Genomic DNA, 15,711 nt, shown 5'->3' with positions numbered 1-15,711 from the left:
ACGGTAGTCGTCGAGGCGAGTCCCGGGGACCCTCTCGGCGGACGAGGGCCCGCGGCGGGGTCGCTCCGGGGCGGCACGGGCCCGACGCTCGGCGGACGAGCGGATCCGGACTCGGCCGTTCAGGTGCCGGGGATGAGGCCGTCGTCGCTGAGCAGCTGCCGGACGTCTCCCAGAGTGGCCCCCGGTGCGGGGAGGATCAGGTCGGACGGCTCCAGGGAATCGTCGGGAACCGGTTCGCCCAATCGGCGCACCTCGTCCAGCAGCTGTCGCAGGGTGTTCCGGAACCCCGGCCCGTCCCCGTGCTCCATCTCGGCCTGGAGCTCCTCGTCGAGCTTGTTCAGCTCGACGAGGTGGCTGTCGGACAACCTCAACTGCCCCTCCCCCATGATCCGCACGATCATGTCGCCTCCTTGGCGTGGGCTGCTGCGCGGGCCGCCACCCGGCCCGCTACTGCTTGTCGAAGCGGGGTGTCTCGTCCCGCGGCTCCTGCCGGGGCCCGGCCTGGGGCTGCTCTGACCCGTCGCCGCCCTCGATGGCCTGCTGCCCACCGCTCGATCCGCCGGCCAGCTCGGCCTTCATCCGCTGCAACTCCAGCTCCACATCCGTACCACCGGAGAGGCGGTCCAGCTCGACCTGCAGGTCGTCCTTGTGGGTGCCGGAGGGGTCGTCCAGGGCGCCGGAGGCGAGCAGCTCGTCGATCGCGCCGGAGCGGGCCTGGAGCTGGGCGGTCTTGTCCTCGGCCCGCTGCACGGCCAGGCCCACGTCGCCCATCTCCTCGGAGATGCCGGTGAACGCCTCGCCGATCCGGGTCTGGGCCTGCGCCGCCGTGTAGGTGGCCTTGATCGTCTCCTTCCTGGTACGGAAGGCGTCGACCTTGGCCTGAAGGCGTTGCGCCGCGAGGGTGAGTTTCTCCTCCTCGCCCTGCAGCGTGGCGTGCTGCGTCTCCAGATCGGTCACCTGCTGCTGGAGGGCGGCGCGCCGGGAGAGAGCCTCCCTGGCCAGGTCCTCGCGGCCCAGCGCGAGCGCCTTGCGGCCCTGGTCCTCCAGCTTGCCCGACTGGCCCTGCAGCTGGTTGAGCTGAAGCTCCAGACGCTTGCGGCTGGTGGCCACGTCGGCCACGCCCCGGCGTACCTTCTGCAGCAGCTCCAGCTGTTTCTGATACGAGTAATCGAGGGTCTCGCGCGGGTCCTCGGCCCGGTCCAGGGCCTTGTTCGCCTTCGCGCGGAAGAGCATCCCCATACGCTTCATGACACCGCTCATGGGCTTCGCGCGCCCCCTTCTGACCGACTTCAGCTCCAGCGACTGCGACAGAACCCACAGTACGGGCCCTACGTCCATTACCGCACTGTCCGGCCGCCGATGTGCTCCTACCCAAGGACGAGTGCCCCGATCCGAGCATCCGGCGCAGGGAGGATTTCGCGACCCCGGCGGGCGATGGCCGCTCCTGCCTTCCCCGACGACCGGCGTTGCCGGATCGTTCCCCGGGGAGCGGTGGAATACGCCCCCCGACCCCGTACTCTTGGGTTTCGTGTTCCGTAGCCGCGCCAAGGAAGAGAAGGCTCCCGCCGCCGCCCAGGCGACGTCGACCGACTCCCATCAGCCCCGTGACCCTCAGGCCCCCAAGGGTCGCCCCACGCCGAAACGCAGCGAGGCCCGCACTCAGCGCCGCAGCGTCGCCAATACCCCCAGGACCCGCAAGGAGGCCTCCAAGCGGGCCCGCGAGGAGCGCCGTGCCGCGATGGAGCGGCAGCGCCGGGCGCTGGCCGGCGGCGACGAGCGCTACCTGCCCGCCCGGGACAAGGGGCCGGTACGCCGCTTCGCCCGCGACTTCGTCGATTCGCGGTTCAACGTCGCGGAGTACTTCCTCCCGATGGCCGTCGTCATCCTGGTCCTGAGCATGGTCCGGGTGGCGTCCTTGCAGAACGTCGCGCTGCTGCTGTGGCTGTTCGTGATCGTCCTGATCGTGTTGGAGGCCGTCGTCACCGGCGTCCGCCTGCGCAAGGCGCTCGGTGAGCGGTTCCCGGACGAGAACAGGCGGGGCGCGGTGATGTACGCCCTGCTCCGCTCGCTCCAGATGCGCCGACTGCGGCTGCCCAAGCCCCAGGTCGAGCGCGGGGCGCGGCCCTGACCACGACCCCGTCGCCCCGGGACGCCGGACCGACGGGGCCGATCGATGTCGGCGTGTCGGCGGCGTTCGCGCACGGGGAGGTGGCGGCGCGTCAGCTCGACGAGCAACTGGCGGAGGTGTTCTCGGCGGGGCGCCGGTTGCGGGTGCTCGACGTCGGCGCGGGCCCCGGCGCGCGGGCCCTGCGGTTGGCGGAGGCCGGCCATCGGGTGACGGCGTTGGAGGACGACCCGGAACTGGTCGTCGCGGCACGCGCGGTCTGGGCCGCACAGCCCAGGGCGGTCAGGGAACGGCTGCGCTTCCTGGAGGGGGACGGCCGGGATACCGGCGTGCACTTCCTGCCCGGCGGCTTCGACGTCGTGGTGTGCCACGAGGCACTCATGCGAACCGACGAGCCGGACCCCCTGCTCGCCGGGCTGGCGCGGATGCTCGCCCCCGGGGGGCTGCTGTCGCTGCTGGTCCGCAACGGCGACGCGCCGGCGATGCGCCCCGGGCTGCGCGGCGACTGGGCCGGCGCCCTCGCGGCGCTGGACCGCGCCCCGCGCGTGCCCCGGCCCCGGCTCCCCCCGACCCGGTCGGGCGAGGCGGCCCGCCGGGAGCCGGAGGTGTGGGCGGACCGGAGGGCGGCGTTGACCGCCACGCTGGCCGGTCTCGGCGCCCCGCTGCGTCGCTGGTACGGGGTGGGCGTCTTCACCGACTCCTCCCTCACCGGCCTCCCGCGGGCACCGGACCCGGCCACTCTGTTGGCCGTGGAGGAACGCGCGGGTCGAACGGATCCCTATCGCGGCGTGGCGGCCCTGCTGCACCTGTGCGGGCTGCGCGGCTGACCTCCGGGAGCGCCGGGCCCGTTCGGGCGCCCACCGGGCGCCGCACCGGCCCGCGGCGGCGAGACTGCGGGCATGAACGCCTCGCCCCGCCACCCGGCGCGCCCCGTCCGTTCCGCGGCCGTCCTGCTCTCCTCGCTGCTGCTCCTGGCGGGTTGTTCGGCGGCGGACTCGGCGCGGCCCGAGCGGGCACCCCGGCGGGACGGCACCACCGCGCGGGCGGTCCTGCCCAGGCAGGCCGGAGACCTCCAGGAGGTCTACCAGCGGGTGATCGACGAGGTGCTGCCCTCGGTCGTGCAGATCCAGGCGGGCGACGCTCTGGGGTCCGGCATCGTCTACGACGACCGGGGCCATGTCGTCACCAACGCCCATGTCGTGGGGGACGCGAAGTCCTTCCGGGTGACCACCGCGAACAGCGAGGACACGTTGACGGCGACGCTCGTGTCCTCCTACCCGCAACAGGACTTGGCGGTGATCGCCCTGGAGACGGTGCCCGACGGGCTGCGGGCGGCCCGATTCGGGGACTCCTCCGAGGTGGAGGTGGGCCAGATCGTGCTCGCGATGGGCTCGCCGCTCGGGCTGGAGTCCAGCGTGACCCAGGGCATCGTCTCGGCGACCGGCAGGACCGTGACCGAGGCCGGCGACGGCTCGGGCGGCGGCGCCACCATCGCCAACATGATCCAGACCTCCGCCGCTATCAACCCCGGGAACAGCGGCGGCGCGCTGGTCGACCTGGACGCGCGGGTGATCGGCATCCCGACGCTGGCGGCGGCCGACCCCGGCGTCGGCAACGGCCAAGCGCCGGGGATCGGCTTCGCCATTCCGGCGGCGACCGTGCGCACCATCGCCGACCAGATCGTCGAGGACGGGCGGGTGACCGACTCGGGCCGCGCCGCGCTCGGCATCGTCGGCCGTACGGTCGTCAACGCCGACTACCGGGCGGCGGGCGTGGCCGTGGTGGAGGTGGAGCGGGGCGGCGCCGCCGACCAGGCGGGCATCGAGACGGGGGACGTGATCACCGGGCTGGGGGACACCGACGTCACCACCGTCGCCTCGCTGTCGGCGGCGCTGGCGGGGCTCCGCCCCGGCGACCGGGAGACCGTCTCGTACACCCGCGACGGCGACGAGCGGACCGCGGAGGTCACCATGGGCGAGAGCTGACCCGGCGGCCGTCGCGAGGGGTGGCGACGGCCTCGAACAGGGCGGGTCGGTGACTCCGGCCCCACCCGTCGCGGCCCGTCCGCTCGGCACGGGCGCGTGTCGAGCGACCGCCGCCGGTCGGCGACGGAGGGACTAGCCGTCCTGATCCCGACCCTCGTCCGCGTGCAGGCTCATGGGCCCGTAGACCTCCTCGGTGCCCTCGAACAGCCGGACCCGGTCGGCGCCGCCGTCGCGGAGGGCCTTCCAGTACTCCCCGATCCACGACTCGGCGTCGCCCTGCGTGGTGAACTCCTCCGGTTCCACCGCCGGGCGGACCCGCGCCCCCTCGGCTGTCTCGAACCGCCACGTCCATGCCGTCATGTGCGCCTCCCAGGGGTTCAACAGTGTCACGGCGGAGCGCCGGGTGTCGCTCCGTTCCGCCGGCAGCCTATGCGGTCGGCGCCGCCGCCGTGCCGCCCGGGCGCGGCGCCCCGTGCCGGCCGTCGGACGAGGGCGCTCCCGCCGAGGGCGTCGAGCGCGGGGGCCGTGTCGCGGTGCGGGCGCGCGGGCGGCGGGGCGACCGGGGAGGATCGGGGTGTGGACGTGACTCTGCTCGGTACCGGTGCCCCCGCGGGACTCCCCCGCCCCGACTGTCCCTGCGCGGCCTGCGCCGCCGCGCTGGGCGAGGACGCCCGCGCCGCGACGGCGCTCGTGGTGGACGGCGGGTTGTTGCTCGACCTCACCCCCGGCGCGGCGCTCGCCGCGGCGCGGGCGGGGGTATCGCTGGGCGGCGTCGTCCAGGTGTTGCTCTCGCATCCGCACGACGGGCCCGCCGTGGAGGTGCCGCCCGGGCTTCCACAGCCCGGGCGGGTCCCGGACGGCCGGGAGTTGGCGCTGTTGACCGGCCATCGAGTGCGGGCCGTCCCACTGGACGCGCCGGGCACGGGCTACGCCGTGACCGGGCCCGACGGGCACCGGATGTTGTACCTGCCGCCAGGGGGGTCCCCCGCCGGGTCCGAGGGGCTCGCCGAACGCTACGACATGGTTCTCCTCGACGTGGTCGGACGCCCCGACGCGCTGGCCGGCCTGCGGGCGACGGGCGCCGTCGGGCCGACCACCGACGTCGTCGCGGTCCATCTGGGCCACGAGGTGCCGCCGGGACCCGAGGCACGCCGACGGCTGGCCGCGGCGGGGGCACGGGCGGTGCCCGACGGTACGACGCTGTCGGTGGGCGCGTACGAGGACGTCCCGGACCTGCCTCGGCGGACCCTGGTCCTGGGCGGGGCGCGGTCCGGGAAGTCCGTGGAGGCGGAGCGTCGGCTGTCGGCCTTCCCCGGTGTCCTGTACGTGGCGACGGGCGGTTCGCGTCCCGGGGACGCCGAGTGGGGGGAGCGGGTCCGGGCGCATCGGGAGCGGCGACCGGGGTCCTGGCGGACGGTCGAGACCTGCGACCTGGTGCCGCTGCTCGGGGAGGCCGGACCGCCGCTGCTGGTGGACTGTCTGTCGTTGTGGCTGACGGACGCCATGGACACCGTCGGGGCGTGGGACGAGGACGTGTGGGCGCGGGGCGGCGAGCGGGCACTGCGCGAGCGGGTGAGCGAACTGACCGCCGCCGTGCGCGCCGCGCGGCGGACGGTGGTCGCCGTCTCGAACGAGGTGGGTTCGGGGGTCGTCCCGGCCACCCCGTCGGGCCGGCGGTACCGGGACGAGTCGGGCCGGTTGAACGCGGCGTTGGCCGCCGAGTGCGAGCAGGTGTTGCTGGTGGTGGCGGGTCAGACGCTGGTCCTGCGGGGCTGAGCGCGCCCGGAGTCGGCCGGGGCGGGTCGCGAGGCGACCGGGCTCCGGGCGCCCGACCCACGGCGCGTCAGGGTGTGTGCCTCCCGCGCCTGGCGACCACCCGCGGCGAACCGGTGGGGGTGAGGACGGCACAGCCCGACGCCCGCAACTCCCGGCGGAGGCATGCGGAGAACCGGGTCCCCCCGCGAGGGAGGAGGGCGAAGCGGTCGGTGACGTCGACGAGCAAGTGCCCGCCGGGGCGGAGCAGACGGAGCGCGGCGCTCAGCGCGGCGCGCGGATCCGGGGCGGCGGGTAGCTGACGGACGAGACTCACCACGTCGTACCGGGCCGCGAGGAGGGCGACGATGTGCGGGTCGGCGGGTGTGCCGACGTGTCCTTCCTCGACGCGTTCGGCGGCGCGCGCTCGCAGTACGCGCGTGGTGGGGTCCAGGCCGTCGAAGGAGGTGTAGGGGAAGAGACGGCGGGCGACCGCGGGGAAGTGGGCCTCGCCCGTGCCGACGTCCAGCCAGCTCTCCGGCTCCGGTTGGTGGCGCAGTACGGCGCGGGCGGCCAGCAGGTGCCGGGCGTGGTCCGTCGCGCGGGCCAGGCTGCCCGCGGGGGGCCCGCCGCCCGGCGCGCTCGGCGGATCGTCGAATCCGTGACCGCAGTCCCGGCATCGCGACGGGGCGCGCCGTCCCGCCCCGTCGCGGACGCCGGGCCCGCGGCGCCGTCGGCCGACGCGGAGTCGACGCGAGCCGCACCACGGGCAGTCCTGGCGGAGCGGCACGGACGAGGCGACCGGCGACGGCGACGGCGGCAGGACCACACGGGCTCCCGGCGGTACGAGGGCGAGGCGCGGACGGGCGAGCGGCGCGAGGCTCGGCGCCCCGGGCGCCCCGACCACACACCATGCATTCCAGTGCACAACGGTACGAAACGGCGGATCGGGCATTCTCCCTCTCGGGGGCGACGGCGGTGCCTCCCCGGGGTCTGCCACGGGGCTCCGGGGCGCCCGGGGGAGGCCGGTACTGTTCGGCGAATGAGCTCGCTGAATCTCGACCACTTCACCGACCTGATCGAGCGCCCCGACAGCGGTGTCCGCGCCGCCCTGGAAGCGCACCGGGAGCGGCGGGTCGTTCCGCCCGGCTCGCTGGGCCGACTGGACGAGTGGGGCGAGTGGCTGGCCGCCGCTCAGCACGCTGTGCCGGCGCGACCGATCGAGCGACCCCGCGTGGTGCTCTTCGCGGGCGACCACGGGGTCGCCGAACTGGGAGTGTCGGCGCGCCCCGCGGGAAGCGCGGCGGAGCTGGTCCGTGAGGTCCTGGAGGGCGGGCGTCCGGTCTCGGTGCTGGCGCGTCGGTTCGGGGTCCCGGTGCGGGTGGTGGACATGGCGCTGGACTGCGACCCGGGGACGCTGCCCGCCGAGGTGGTGCGCCATCGCGTGCGACGCGGCTCCGGCCGGATCGACCGGGAGGACGCGTTGACGGCGCAGGAGGCGGAGGCCGCCTTCCGGGCCGGTGTGGCGCTCGCCGACGAGGAGGCCGACTCCGGCACCGACCTGGTCGTCCTGGGCGATGTCAGTGTGGGCGGCACCACGGCCGCCGGGGCACTGATCGCCGCGCTGTGCGGCACGGACGCCTCCGTCGTGACCGGGCGCGGCGGCCTGGCCATCGACGACCTGGCGTGGATGCGCAAGTGCGCGGCCGTCCGGGACGCGCTGCGCCGGGCCCGACCGGCGCTCGGGGACCAGGCGCGGCTGCTGGCCACCGTCGGCGGGGCCGATCTGACGGCAATGACCGGGTTCCTGTTGCAGGCCGCGGTGCGGCGCACGCCGGTCCTCCTCGACGGCGTGGTGTCCGCGGCGTGCGCGCTCGTGGCCCAGCGCGTCGCCTTCCGGGCTCCCGACTGGTGGACGGCCGCCCACGAGAGCGGCGAGCCCGGACAGGCCAAGGCGCTCGACCGGCTGGCCATGCGCCCGCTGCTGACCCACGGAGTCACCGTGGGCGAGGGCACCGGAGGCCTGCTGGCGCTTCCGCTGATCCAGGCCGCCGCGGCCTTGGCGGCGGAGGTCCCGGAGCGCCGCGAGCGGACCCCCGAGGGCGGGGCCTCGGACCGCGCCTCGGGAGCGCCGGAGGAGTCCGGGAGCTGAGGCGTCGCCTCAGCGGCGCTCCGCCGCGCGGGTCGGCAGGGGGTCGGGGCGCCCACCGATCCAGTCCTGGAGTACGCGACTCGGCCCGGCCCATCGCCGGTCGTGGCGGTAGGCGCGCAGCGTGGCCCGGGCCCGGGCTCGCGGACGCCGGCGGTAGAAGCGCCGTGCCCAGGGCGAGTCGGGGCGGGCCAGTCGAACCGCCCCGACCAGGGCGACGACAGGGACGATCACCCCGAAGATCGCCAGTCGGGTCTTCCCCTTGACCAGGGAGACGAGGGCGCAGAAGAAGCTCGCGGCGGCCGTGCGGACGACGGTGAGGCGGTCCTGTGCCTCGTCCGGGGAGAGGTTGTCGACGCCGAGCGGGGAGAAGCCGACCAGGATCAACCCGCCCAGGGAGGCGGTGAGAACCACGGCCTCCACGCTGCGCCGGCCCGCCTCCGTCCAGTACACGTCGTCCAGGTGCAGGATCAGCGCGAACTCGTCGAGGACCAGGCCGGTACCGATCCCGAAGACCGTGGCGCCGACCGCGGTGCCGGCGTCGTGGCCCGCCGCCGCGAAGGCGCCGAAGCCTCCGAGCACGGTGAGGACGACCCCGGGCACCACGTGGTGGATGTGCAGTCCGCCGGCACGGACATTGCCGAACGGGCCCCGGCCCGCCCGGATGAGACGAGTGATCAGGCGGGTGACGAGGAAGGTGAGGACGAAGGCGGCCAAGGCGAGGAGCAGCGGGAGCTTTCCGGGCTCCACGATGTTCCGATACCACCAGTCTCCCATCGGAGTTCGGGGGCGCGGCTCCCGTGAGGGCCCGGTTCCCCATCCCCCTTTCCATTCCGTACGGGCGGTTCGCGCGGAGGGCGAACGCGCCGCACGGGACGTGGGCCGGCCCTTCGCACCACTCCGCCGGCGAGGTTGTCCGCCGAGCGGATTCGGGCCGCGGCGTCCCTTCCTCACCTCGGCCGACGAGGAGGCCGTGCGACGTATCGATCGACTCGCCGGGAGGGCCGGCGGTGCGGGTCGGAAGCGGAACGTACCGCACTTTTTTGGACCTGCCGCGAGAACGCGCGGCGGGCCGGGTGCGGCGTGGTCGGAAGATCACCTTTCGGCGGCGCGGTCGAAGGCCGGATCGGCGACCGCCAGGTGGCTCTCGGTGACGACCGCCGCCGCTCTCCTCGCCACCGGCACGCCTCCGGCACGTCGCCGGCACGTCGCCGGCACGTCGCCGGCTCGGTCGGTCGAGGACGGTCCGTCCGCCCGCACGGGACTCGACGTCCCCGGCCGGGACCGCCTCCGGACCCCGGCGGGCCGGCCGGTAGTCTGCGCCGATGCCCAGGACCTCCGTCGCGGACGGCCTCCGTTTCGCCTTCGGCACGCTGACCGTGTTCCCGGTGACGGTGACCCGCTGGGACCGGGCCGCCGCCCGCGCGGGGATGCTGTGGGCCCCCGTGGTCGGGTTGGCGGTCGGCGTGGCGGCGGCCGGCACGGGGCTCCTGGCGCTGTTCCTCGGCGCCGGCGCGCCGCTGGCCGCCGTGGCCTCGGTCGCGGTGGCCGCGCTGTCGACCCGGGGGCTGCATCTGGACGGGTTGGCGGACACGGCGGACGGGTTGGGAAGCGGCGCGCCCGCCGAGGACGCCCTGCGGATCATGAAGAAGTCGGACATCGGTCCGTTCGGTGTGGTCACCCTGGTGCTGGTACTGGTGGCCCAGGTCGCCGCTTTGGCCCGGGCTTTCGAGGAGTCCTGGGCGCTGGGCACGTTCGCCGTCGTCGTATCGGCCGCCGCCGCTCGCCTCGCGCTGACGCTGGCCGCGCGGTCCGGGGTGCCCGCGGCCCGCCCCGAGGGGCTGGGTGCGGCGGTGGCTGGGGTGGTCCCGACCCTCGGTGTGGCGGCCGTGACCGCCGCCGTGGTCGCGACCGCGGCGGTCGTGGCGGGGGCGGTGCCGTCGCCGGTGTCGCCGGTCCACGCGGCGTTGGCCGTGGTCGTGGCGCTGGGCTGTGCCGAGTCGCTGCTGCGGCGCTGTCTGCGCCGCCTGGGCGGCGTGACCGGGGACGTGTTCGGGGGCGTGGCGGAGACCTCGGCCACCGCCGTCCTGGTCGTCCTCGCTCTGGGATAAGGGTCGCGGTACGGGCCGGCGGACGCTTCGGGGCGCCCCGGAGCGGGAGACGGGAGAAGGGGTACGTGCTCCCGGGTCGCGCCGGGAATCCGCCATCGGTGGCCGACAGGCGGGTGGCCCGAAGGCGACCGACGACCGAACGGGCTCATGGCGGAGGTGGGAGGGGGCGAGCGTAGGCTCGTGCCCGGTTCCGCCCGCCGGGTCGGGACCGGGATAACGGGAGGCGCGGGTCCTGTCGTCCACGGCAGGATCTAGGGTCGGTCCCCGGGCCCGGCCGACCCACCCTCACTCGGCCACCTCAGACTCAACGGAAGCGAGAATTCACCACCGTGACTGCTCTCACTCTCTCCGCCGCAACGGCGTCCGCCCTCCGGGCCGATGCCCTGGTGATCGGCGTCGCCAAGGGCTCCTCGCCCGGGGACGGCGCGTTGGTCGTCGCCCCCGGCGCCGAGGCCGTGGACGCGGCCTTCGACGGCGGGTTGGCCTCTGTCCTCCAGACCCTCGGGGCCTCCGGCGGCGAGGGCGAGGTGACGAAGCTGCCCTCCCCCGCGGGCATCAAGGCGCCCGTGGTGATGGCGGTGGGCCTGGGCGCGGAACCCGAGCGGGGCACCGACTACGACGCCGACGCGCTCCGTCGGGCCGCCGGCGTCGCCGCCCGGTCGCTGGCAGGGACCGGGAAGGCCGGCTTCGCCCTGCCGCTCGCCGACGCCTCGGCCGCCGGCGCGGTGGGCGAGGGCGTGCTCCTGGGCGCCTACTCCTTCGACGCCTACAAGCGGCAGACTCCGGCGGACCGGAACGCCCGCGGCGGGACCGACCAGTCCCCGCTGGGCGAGGCCGCCCTGCTCGGGGGCAAGCGGGACAAGGCGCACAAGGCGGCCGTCGCCCGTGCCACCGCCGTCGGCGAGGAGCTGAACCGCGCCCGCGACCTGGTCAACACGCCGCCGAACGAGCTCGACCCCGAGGCCTTCGCCGCCGTGGCCCAGGCCGCCGGCAAGGAGCACGGCGTCAAGGTGCAGATCCTCGACGAGAAGGCACTGGCCAAGGGCGGCTACGGCGGCATCCTCGGTGTCGGCGCGGGCTCGGCGTCACCGCCGCGTCTGGTCAAGCTGACGTACGACCCGCCCAAGGCGAAGAAGCACCTGGCCTTCGTCGGCAAGGGCATCACCTACGACTCCGGCGGCATCTCGCTGAAGCCCGCGGGCCACAACGAGACCATGAAGTGCGACATGAGCGGTGCCGCCGCCGTGTTCGCCGCGGTGATCGCCGCGGCGCGCCTGGGCCTGCGCGTCAAGGTGACCGCCTGGCTGGCGCTGGCCGAGAACATGCCGTCCGGCTCGGCCACCCGGCCCGGTGACGTGCTGCGGATGTACAGCGGCAAGACCGTCGAGGTGCTCAACACCGACGCCGAGGGGCGGCTGGTGCTGGCCGACGCGCTGTGGGCGGCCTCCCAGGAGGAGCCGGACGCCGTCCTGGACGTGGCGACGCTGACCGGGGCCATGGTGCTGGCGCTGGGCAACCGGACCTTCGGTGTGATGGGCAACGACGACGAGTTCCGCTCGGCGGTCGTCGAGGCCGCCGAGGAGGTCGGCGAGCCCGCGTGGCCGATGCCGCTGCCGGAGCACCTGCGCAAGGGCATGGACTCGCCGACGGCGGACCTGGCCAACATGGGCGAGCGGATGGGCGGCGGCCTGGTCGCCGGACTCTTCCTCCGCGAGTTCGTCGGCGAGGGCATCACCTGGGCCCACCTGGACATCGCCGGTCCCGCCTTCAACGAGGGCGGACCCTTCGGCCACACCCCGAAGGGGGGCACCGGGACGGCCGTGCGCACGCTGGTGCGCGTGGCCGAGCTGGCGGCCCGGGGCGAGCTGGTCTGAGCCGGCTCCGGGAAGGGGACGAGGGGGACGGCGACCCACGCCCCCTTCCCGGCCCACGCGCCCCGGTCGGTTCACGCGCGGGCCGGGCGGGGCGCTCGGCCGGTCGCGCGTGCCGGTGGCGTGCGACGTCTCACACATCGGCCCGGCGTCTCGGACGGGTGCGACAGGTGCGAAGATGGAGCCCGGCAGGACAGGGCCCCACCCGAGGGCCGAAGAACGAGCGGCCGGACACCAGCCGCCTGCCGGTCGTCGAAGACCGGCGCACGGCGCACATGCATGGAGGACGTGACGTGGCGAACGACGCCAGCACCGTTTTCGACCTAGTGATCCTCGGCGGTGGAAGCGGCGGATACGCCGCGGCGCTCCGCGGGGCCCAGCTGGGCCTGGACGTCGCCCTGATCGAGAAGGACAAGGTCGGCGGCACCTGCCTGCACCGGGGATGCATCCCCACCAAGGCCCTGCTGCACGCGGGCGAGGTCGCCGACCAGGCCCGCGAGAGCGAGCAGTTCGGCGTGCGGGCCACCTTCGAGGGCATCGACGTGGCCGCCGTCCACTCCTACAAGGACGACGTGGTCTCCGGCCTGTACAAGGGCCTCCAGGGGCTGATCGCCTCCCGCAAGGTGACCTACGTCGAGGGAGAGGGCCGGTTGTCCTCCCCGACCTCGGTCGAGGTGGACGGTCGCCGCATCGAGGGACGTCACGTTCTCCTGGCGACCGGATCCGTTCCGAAGTCGCTGCCCGGCCTGGAGATCGACGGCGACCGGATCATCTCCTCGGACCACGCCCTGGTCCTGGACCGGGTGCCGAAGTCCGCGATCGTCCTGGGCGGGGGCGTGATCGGCGTCGAGTTCGCCTCGGCCTGGAAGTCGTTCGGCTCGGACGTCACGATCGTCGAGGGCATGAAGCACCTCGTCCCCGTCGAGGACGAGAACAGCTCGAAGCTCTTGGAGCGCGCGTTCCGCAAGCGCGGCATCAAGTTCAACCTGGGCACCTTCTTCGAGAAGGCGGAGTACACGCGGGACGGTGTGAGGGTCACCCTCGCCGACGGCAAGGTGTTCGAGGCCGAGGTCCTCCTGGTCGCCGTCGGGCGCGGCCCGGTCTCGCGGGGCCTGGGCTACGAGGAGGCCGGCATCGCCATGGACCGCGGCCACGTCCTCGTGGACGAGTACATGCGCACCAACCTCCCCACCGTGTCCGCCGTCGGCGATCTGGTGCCCACGCTCCAGCTCGCGCACGTGGGCTTCGCCGAGGGCATCCTGGTGGCGGAGCGACTGGCCGGTCTGAGGCCGGTCCCGGTCGACTACGACGGCGTGCCGCGGGTCACGTACTGCCACCCGGAGGTGGCCTCCGTCGGCATCACCGAGGCCAAGGCCAAGGAGGTCTACGGCGCGGACAAGGTCGTCACCCTGAAGTACAACCTCGCCGGCAACGGCAAGAGCAAGATCCTCAAGACCGCGGGCGAGATCAAGCTCGTGCAGGTCAAGGACGGTGCCGTGGTCGGCGTCCACATGGTCGGTGACCGGATGGGCGAGCAGGTGGGCGAGGCGCAGCTGATCTACAACTGGGAGGCGCTGCCGGCCGAGGTCGCCCAGCTCGTGCACGCCCACCCGACGCAGAACGAGGCGCTCGGCGAGGCTCACCTGGCCCTCGCCGGCAAGCCGCTGCACGCCCACGACTGACGCCGTCGTCCACCGGGCGTGACGACCCAGACTTCCGCAATTCGTAAGGAGCAACCGAAACCATGGCGGTTTCCGTAACCCTGCCGGCGCTCGGCGAGAGCGTCACCGAGGGCACTGTCACCCGCTGGCTGAAGGCCGAAGGCGAGCGCGTCGAGGCCGACGAGCCGCTGCTGGAGGTGTCCACCGACAAGGTCGACACCGAGATCCCGGCCCCCGTCTCCGGCACGCTCTCCTCCATCAAGGTCGCCGAGGACGAGACCGTCGAGGTCGGCGCCGAGCTGGCGCTGATCGACGACGGCTCCGGCGCCCCCGCCGAGGCCCCGGCGGCCGAGAGCGCTCCCGCCCCGGCGGCGGAGGAGTCCGCTCCCGCCCCCGCCGCCGAGGCGCCGGCCGCGCCCCCCGCCGCGCAGGCCCCCGCCGAGACGGGCGACGAGTCGGGCACGGACGTGGTCCTGCCCGCGCTCGGCGAGTCCGTCACCGAGGGCACCGTGACGCGCTGGCTGAAGTCCGTCGGCGACAGCGTCGAGGCCGACGAGCCGCTGCTGGAGGTGTCCACCGACAAGGTCGACACCGAGATCCCGGCCCCCGTCTCCGGCACGCTGGTGCGGATCGTGGTCGGCGAGGACGAGACCGCCGAGGTCGGCGCCAAGCTCGCCGTCATCGGAGCGACGGGCACCGCACCGGCCGCGCCCACGCCCGCCCCCGCGGAGCAGCCCGCACCGGCGGAGCCCGCGCGCCCGGAGCCGCAGGCCCCGACCACCCAGGCCCCCGCCGCACCGGAGCCGCCTCGCTCCGCGCCCGAGCCGCCCGCCGCGCCCACGCCCCAGCCGGCCACGCCCGCCCCCCGACCCACCGCTCCGGCCACTCCGGCCACTCCGGCCACTCCGGCCGCTCCGGCCGCCGCCAAGGCGACCGACGAGGGCGCCTACGTCACCCCGCTGGTGCGCAAGCTGGCCTCGGAGAACGGCGTCGACCTCGGGTCGGTCAAGGGCAGCGGGGTCGGTGGCCGGATCCGCAAGCAGGACGTCCTCGCGGCGGCCGACGCCGCGCGGGCCGCCTCGGCCCCCGCGGCCTCCGAGGCGCCGGCCGCGCCCGCGCGCCCGGCCACCGCGTCGGCCGGGCGGACCCCGTCCCTGGAGGTCTCGCCGCTGCGTGGGCAGACCGTGAAGATGACCCGGATCCGCAAGGTCATCGGCGACAACATGGTCAAGGCGCTGCGCGAGCAGGCCCAGCTGTCGTCGGTCGTCGAGGTCGACGTCACCCGCCTGATGCGACTGCGCGGTCGGGCGAAGGACTCCTTCGCCTCCCGAGAGGGCGTCAAGCTCTCCCCGATGCCGTTCTTCGTGAAGGCCGCGGCCCAGGCGCTGAAGGCCTACCCGGCCGTGAACGCCAGGATCAACGAGGCCGAGGGCACCATCACCTACTTCGACACCGAGAACATCGGTATCGCGGTGGACTCCGAGAAGGGCCTGATGACCCCGGTCATCAAGAACGCCGGCGACCTGAACCTGGCGGGCATCGCCAAGGCGACGGCCGACCTCGCGGGCAAGGTCCGGGCGAACAGGATCACCCCGGACGAGCTGTCCGGCGCGACGTTCACGATCAGCAACACCGGGTCGCGGGGCGCGCTCTTCGACACGATCATCGTGCCGCCGGGCCAGGTCGCCATCCTCGGCATCGGCGCGACCGTCAAGCGGCCGTCCGTCGTCGAGACGGAAGAAGGACCGGTCATCGGCGTGCGCGACATGACGTACCTGACGCTGTCCTACGACCACCGCCTGGTGGACGGCGCCGACGCGGCCCGCTACCTGACCGCCGTCAAGGCGATCCTGGAAGCCGGCGAGTTCGAGGTCGAACTGGGTCTCTGACCCGCACCGGCCCTCGGCGCCCCCGCACGGACTCTCCGTGCGGGGGCGCCGCCGTCCGTGGGGAGGCACGCGCCGGACGATGACGGGTACTCGGCCGTGTAAGCCTTGTCTCACCTGCGCGATGGCACCTGATGCGCCCTCGGCCCGACGTCGGTGCGCCGTATTGTC

14 protein-coding genes are annotated in these 15,711 nt (G+C 74.5%); 9 read left to right on the top strand and 5 right to left on the bottom strand.

The annotated features are described in order from the left end of the window. Positions 1-119: 119 nt before the first annotated feature. Positions 120-401 (bottom strand): hypothetical protein, encoded by a 282-nt coding sequence (locus JEK78_RS17530; RefSeq protein WP_200260600.1) that lies wholly within the window; start codon positions 399-401, stop codon positions 120-122. A gap of 46 nt (positions 402-447) precedes the next feature. Continuing rightward, positions 448-1,239: a PspA/IM30 family protein gene (locus JEK78_RS17525; RefSeq protein WP_200264226.1), complete on the bottom strand. Its 792-nt coding sequence runs from the start codon at positions 1,237-1,239 to the stop codon at positions 448-450. A gap of 205 nt (positions 1,240-1,444) precedes the next feature. On the opposite strand from JEK78_RS17525, the gene JEK78_RS17520 reads away from it, so the two are divergent. The 3 genes from JEK78_RS17520 to JEK78_RS17510 all read left to right on the top strand — a co-directional run bounded on the left by JEK78_RS17520 (position 1,445) and on the right by JEK78_RS17510 (position 4,110). Next, positions 1,445-2,128, top strand: a complete 684-nt coding sequence (locus JEK78_RS17520) for a DUF3043 domain-containing protein (RefSeq protein ID WP_200264225.1) — start codon at positions 1,445-1,447, stop codon at positions 2,126-2,128. Between the two features lie 53 nt (positions 2,129-2,181). Continuing rightward, the gene (locus JEK78_RS17515; protein ID WP_347341189.1) at positions 2,182-2,952 is read left to right on the top strand and encodes a class I SAM-dependent methyltransferase; all 771 of its coding nucleotides are present in this window, start codon (positions 2,182-2,184) and stop codon (positions 2,950-2,952) included. A gap of 72 nt (positions 2,953-3,024) precedes the next feature. Then, complete coding sequence (locus JEK78_RS17510) at positions 3,025-4,110, top strand: trypsin-like peptidase domain-containing protein (protein WP_200260597.1); 1,086 nt, start codon at positions 3,025-3,027, stop codon at positions 4,108-4,110. Positions 4,111-4,242: 132 nt separating this feature from the next. On the opposite strand, the gene JEK78_RS17505 is transcribed toward JEK78_RS17510, so the two are convergent. Then, on the bottom strand, positions 4,243-4,470 hold the full coding sequence (locus tag JEK78_RS17505) for a hypothetical protein (RefSeq protein WP_200260594.1): 228 nt from the start codon (positions 4,468-4,470) through the stop codon (positions 4,243-4,245). 216 nt (positions 4,471-4,686) lie between these two features. Between JEK78_RS17505 and JEK78_RS17500 the strand changes: the two genes are divergently transcribed. Continuing rightward, entirely contained in the window at positions 4,687-5,886 is a 1,200-nt protein-coding gene (locus JEK78_RS17500; protein WP_200260591.1) for a bifunctional adenosylcobinamide kinase/adenosylcobinamide-phosphate guanylyltransferase, read from the top strand. 67 nt (positions 5,887-5,953) lie between these two features. On the opposite strand, the gene JEK78_RS17495 is transcribed toward JEK78_RS17500, so the two are convergent. Next, the gene (locus JEK78_RS17495) at positions 5,954-6,691 is read right to left on the bottom strand and encodes a methyltransferase domain-containing protein (protein ID WP_242483125.1); all 738 of its coding nucleotides are present in this window, start codon (positions 6,689-6,691) and stop codon (positions 5,954-5,956) included. 213 nt (positions 6,692-6,904) lie between these two features. Between JEK78_RS17495 and cobT the strand changes: the two genes are divergently transcribed. Then, complete coding sequence (cobT, locus tag JEK78_RS17490) at positions 6,905-8,014, top strand: nicotinate-nucleotide--dimethylbenzimidazole phosphoribosyltransferase (RefSeq protein ID WP_200260585.1); 1,110 nt, start codon at positions 6,905-6,907, stop codon at positions 8,012-8,014. Positions 8,015-8,023: 9 nt separating this feature from the next. On the opposite strand, the gene JEK78_RS17485 is transcribed toward cobT, so the two are convergent. Continuing rightward, on the bottom strand, positions 8,024-8,788 hold the full coding sequence (locus tag JEK78_RS17485; RefSeq protein ID WP_200260582.1) for a hypothetical protein: 765 nt from the start codon (positions 8,786-8,788) through the stop codon (positions 8,024-8,026). A 548-nt stretch (positions 8,789-9,336) separates the two neighbouring features. Here JEK78_RS17485 and JEK78_RS17480 point away from each other — a divergent pair. The 4 genes from JEK78_RS17480 (at position 9,337) to sucB (ending at position 15,543) form a co-directional block, all read left to right on the top strand. Next, complete coding sequence (locus tag JEK78_RS17480; protein ID WP_200260579.1) at positions 9,337-10,122, top strand: adenosylcobinamide-GDP ribazoletransferase; 786 nt, start codon at positions 9,337-9,339, stop codon at positions 10,120-10,122. Between the two features lie 329 nt (positions 10,123-10,451). Further along, positions 10,452-11,996 (top strand): leucyl aminopeptidase, encoded by a 1,545-nt coding sequence (locus tag JEK78_RS17475; protein WP_200260576.1) that lies wholly within the window; start codon positions 10,452-10,454, stop codon positions 11,994-11,996. Positions 11,997-12,286: 290 nt separating this feature from the next. Beyond that, positions 12,287-13,675 carry a dihydrolipoyl dehydrogenase gene (lpdA, locus tag JEK78_RS17470; RefSeq protein WP_200260573.1) on the top strand — a complete coding sequence of 463 codons (1,389 nt, stop codon included), beginning with the start codon at positions 12,287-12,289 and terminating at the stop codon, positions 13,673-13,675. A gap of 62 nt (positions 13,676-13,737) precedes the next feature. Next, positions 13,738-15,543 carry a 2-oxoglutarate dehydrogenase, E2 component, dihydrolipoamide succinyltransferase gene (gene sucB, locus JEK78_RS17465; RefSeq protein WP_200260570.1) on the top strand — a complete coding sequence of 602 codons (1,806 nt, stop codon included), beginning with the start codon at positions 13,738-13,740 and terminating at the stop codon, positions 15,541-15,543. Positions 15,544-15,711: the final 168 nt, after the last annotated feature.

Source organism: Streptomyces sp. HSG2, from assembly GCF_016598575.1.
GTDB lineage: Bacteria > Actinomycetota > Actinomycetes > Streptomycetales > Streptomycetaceae > Streptomyces.
The sequence above is the reverse complement of the archived record's forward strand: the minus strand, read 5'-3'. Positions and strand labels throughout refer to the sequence as shown.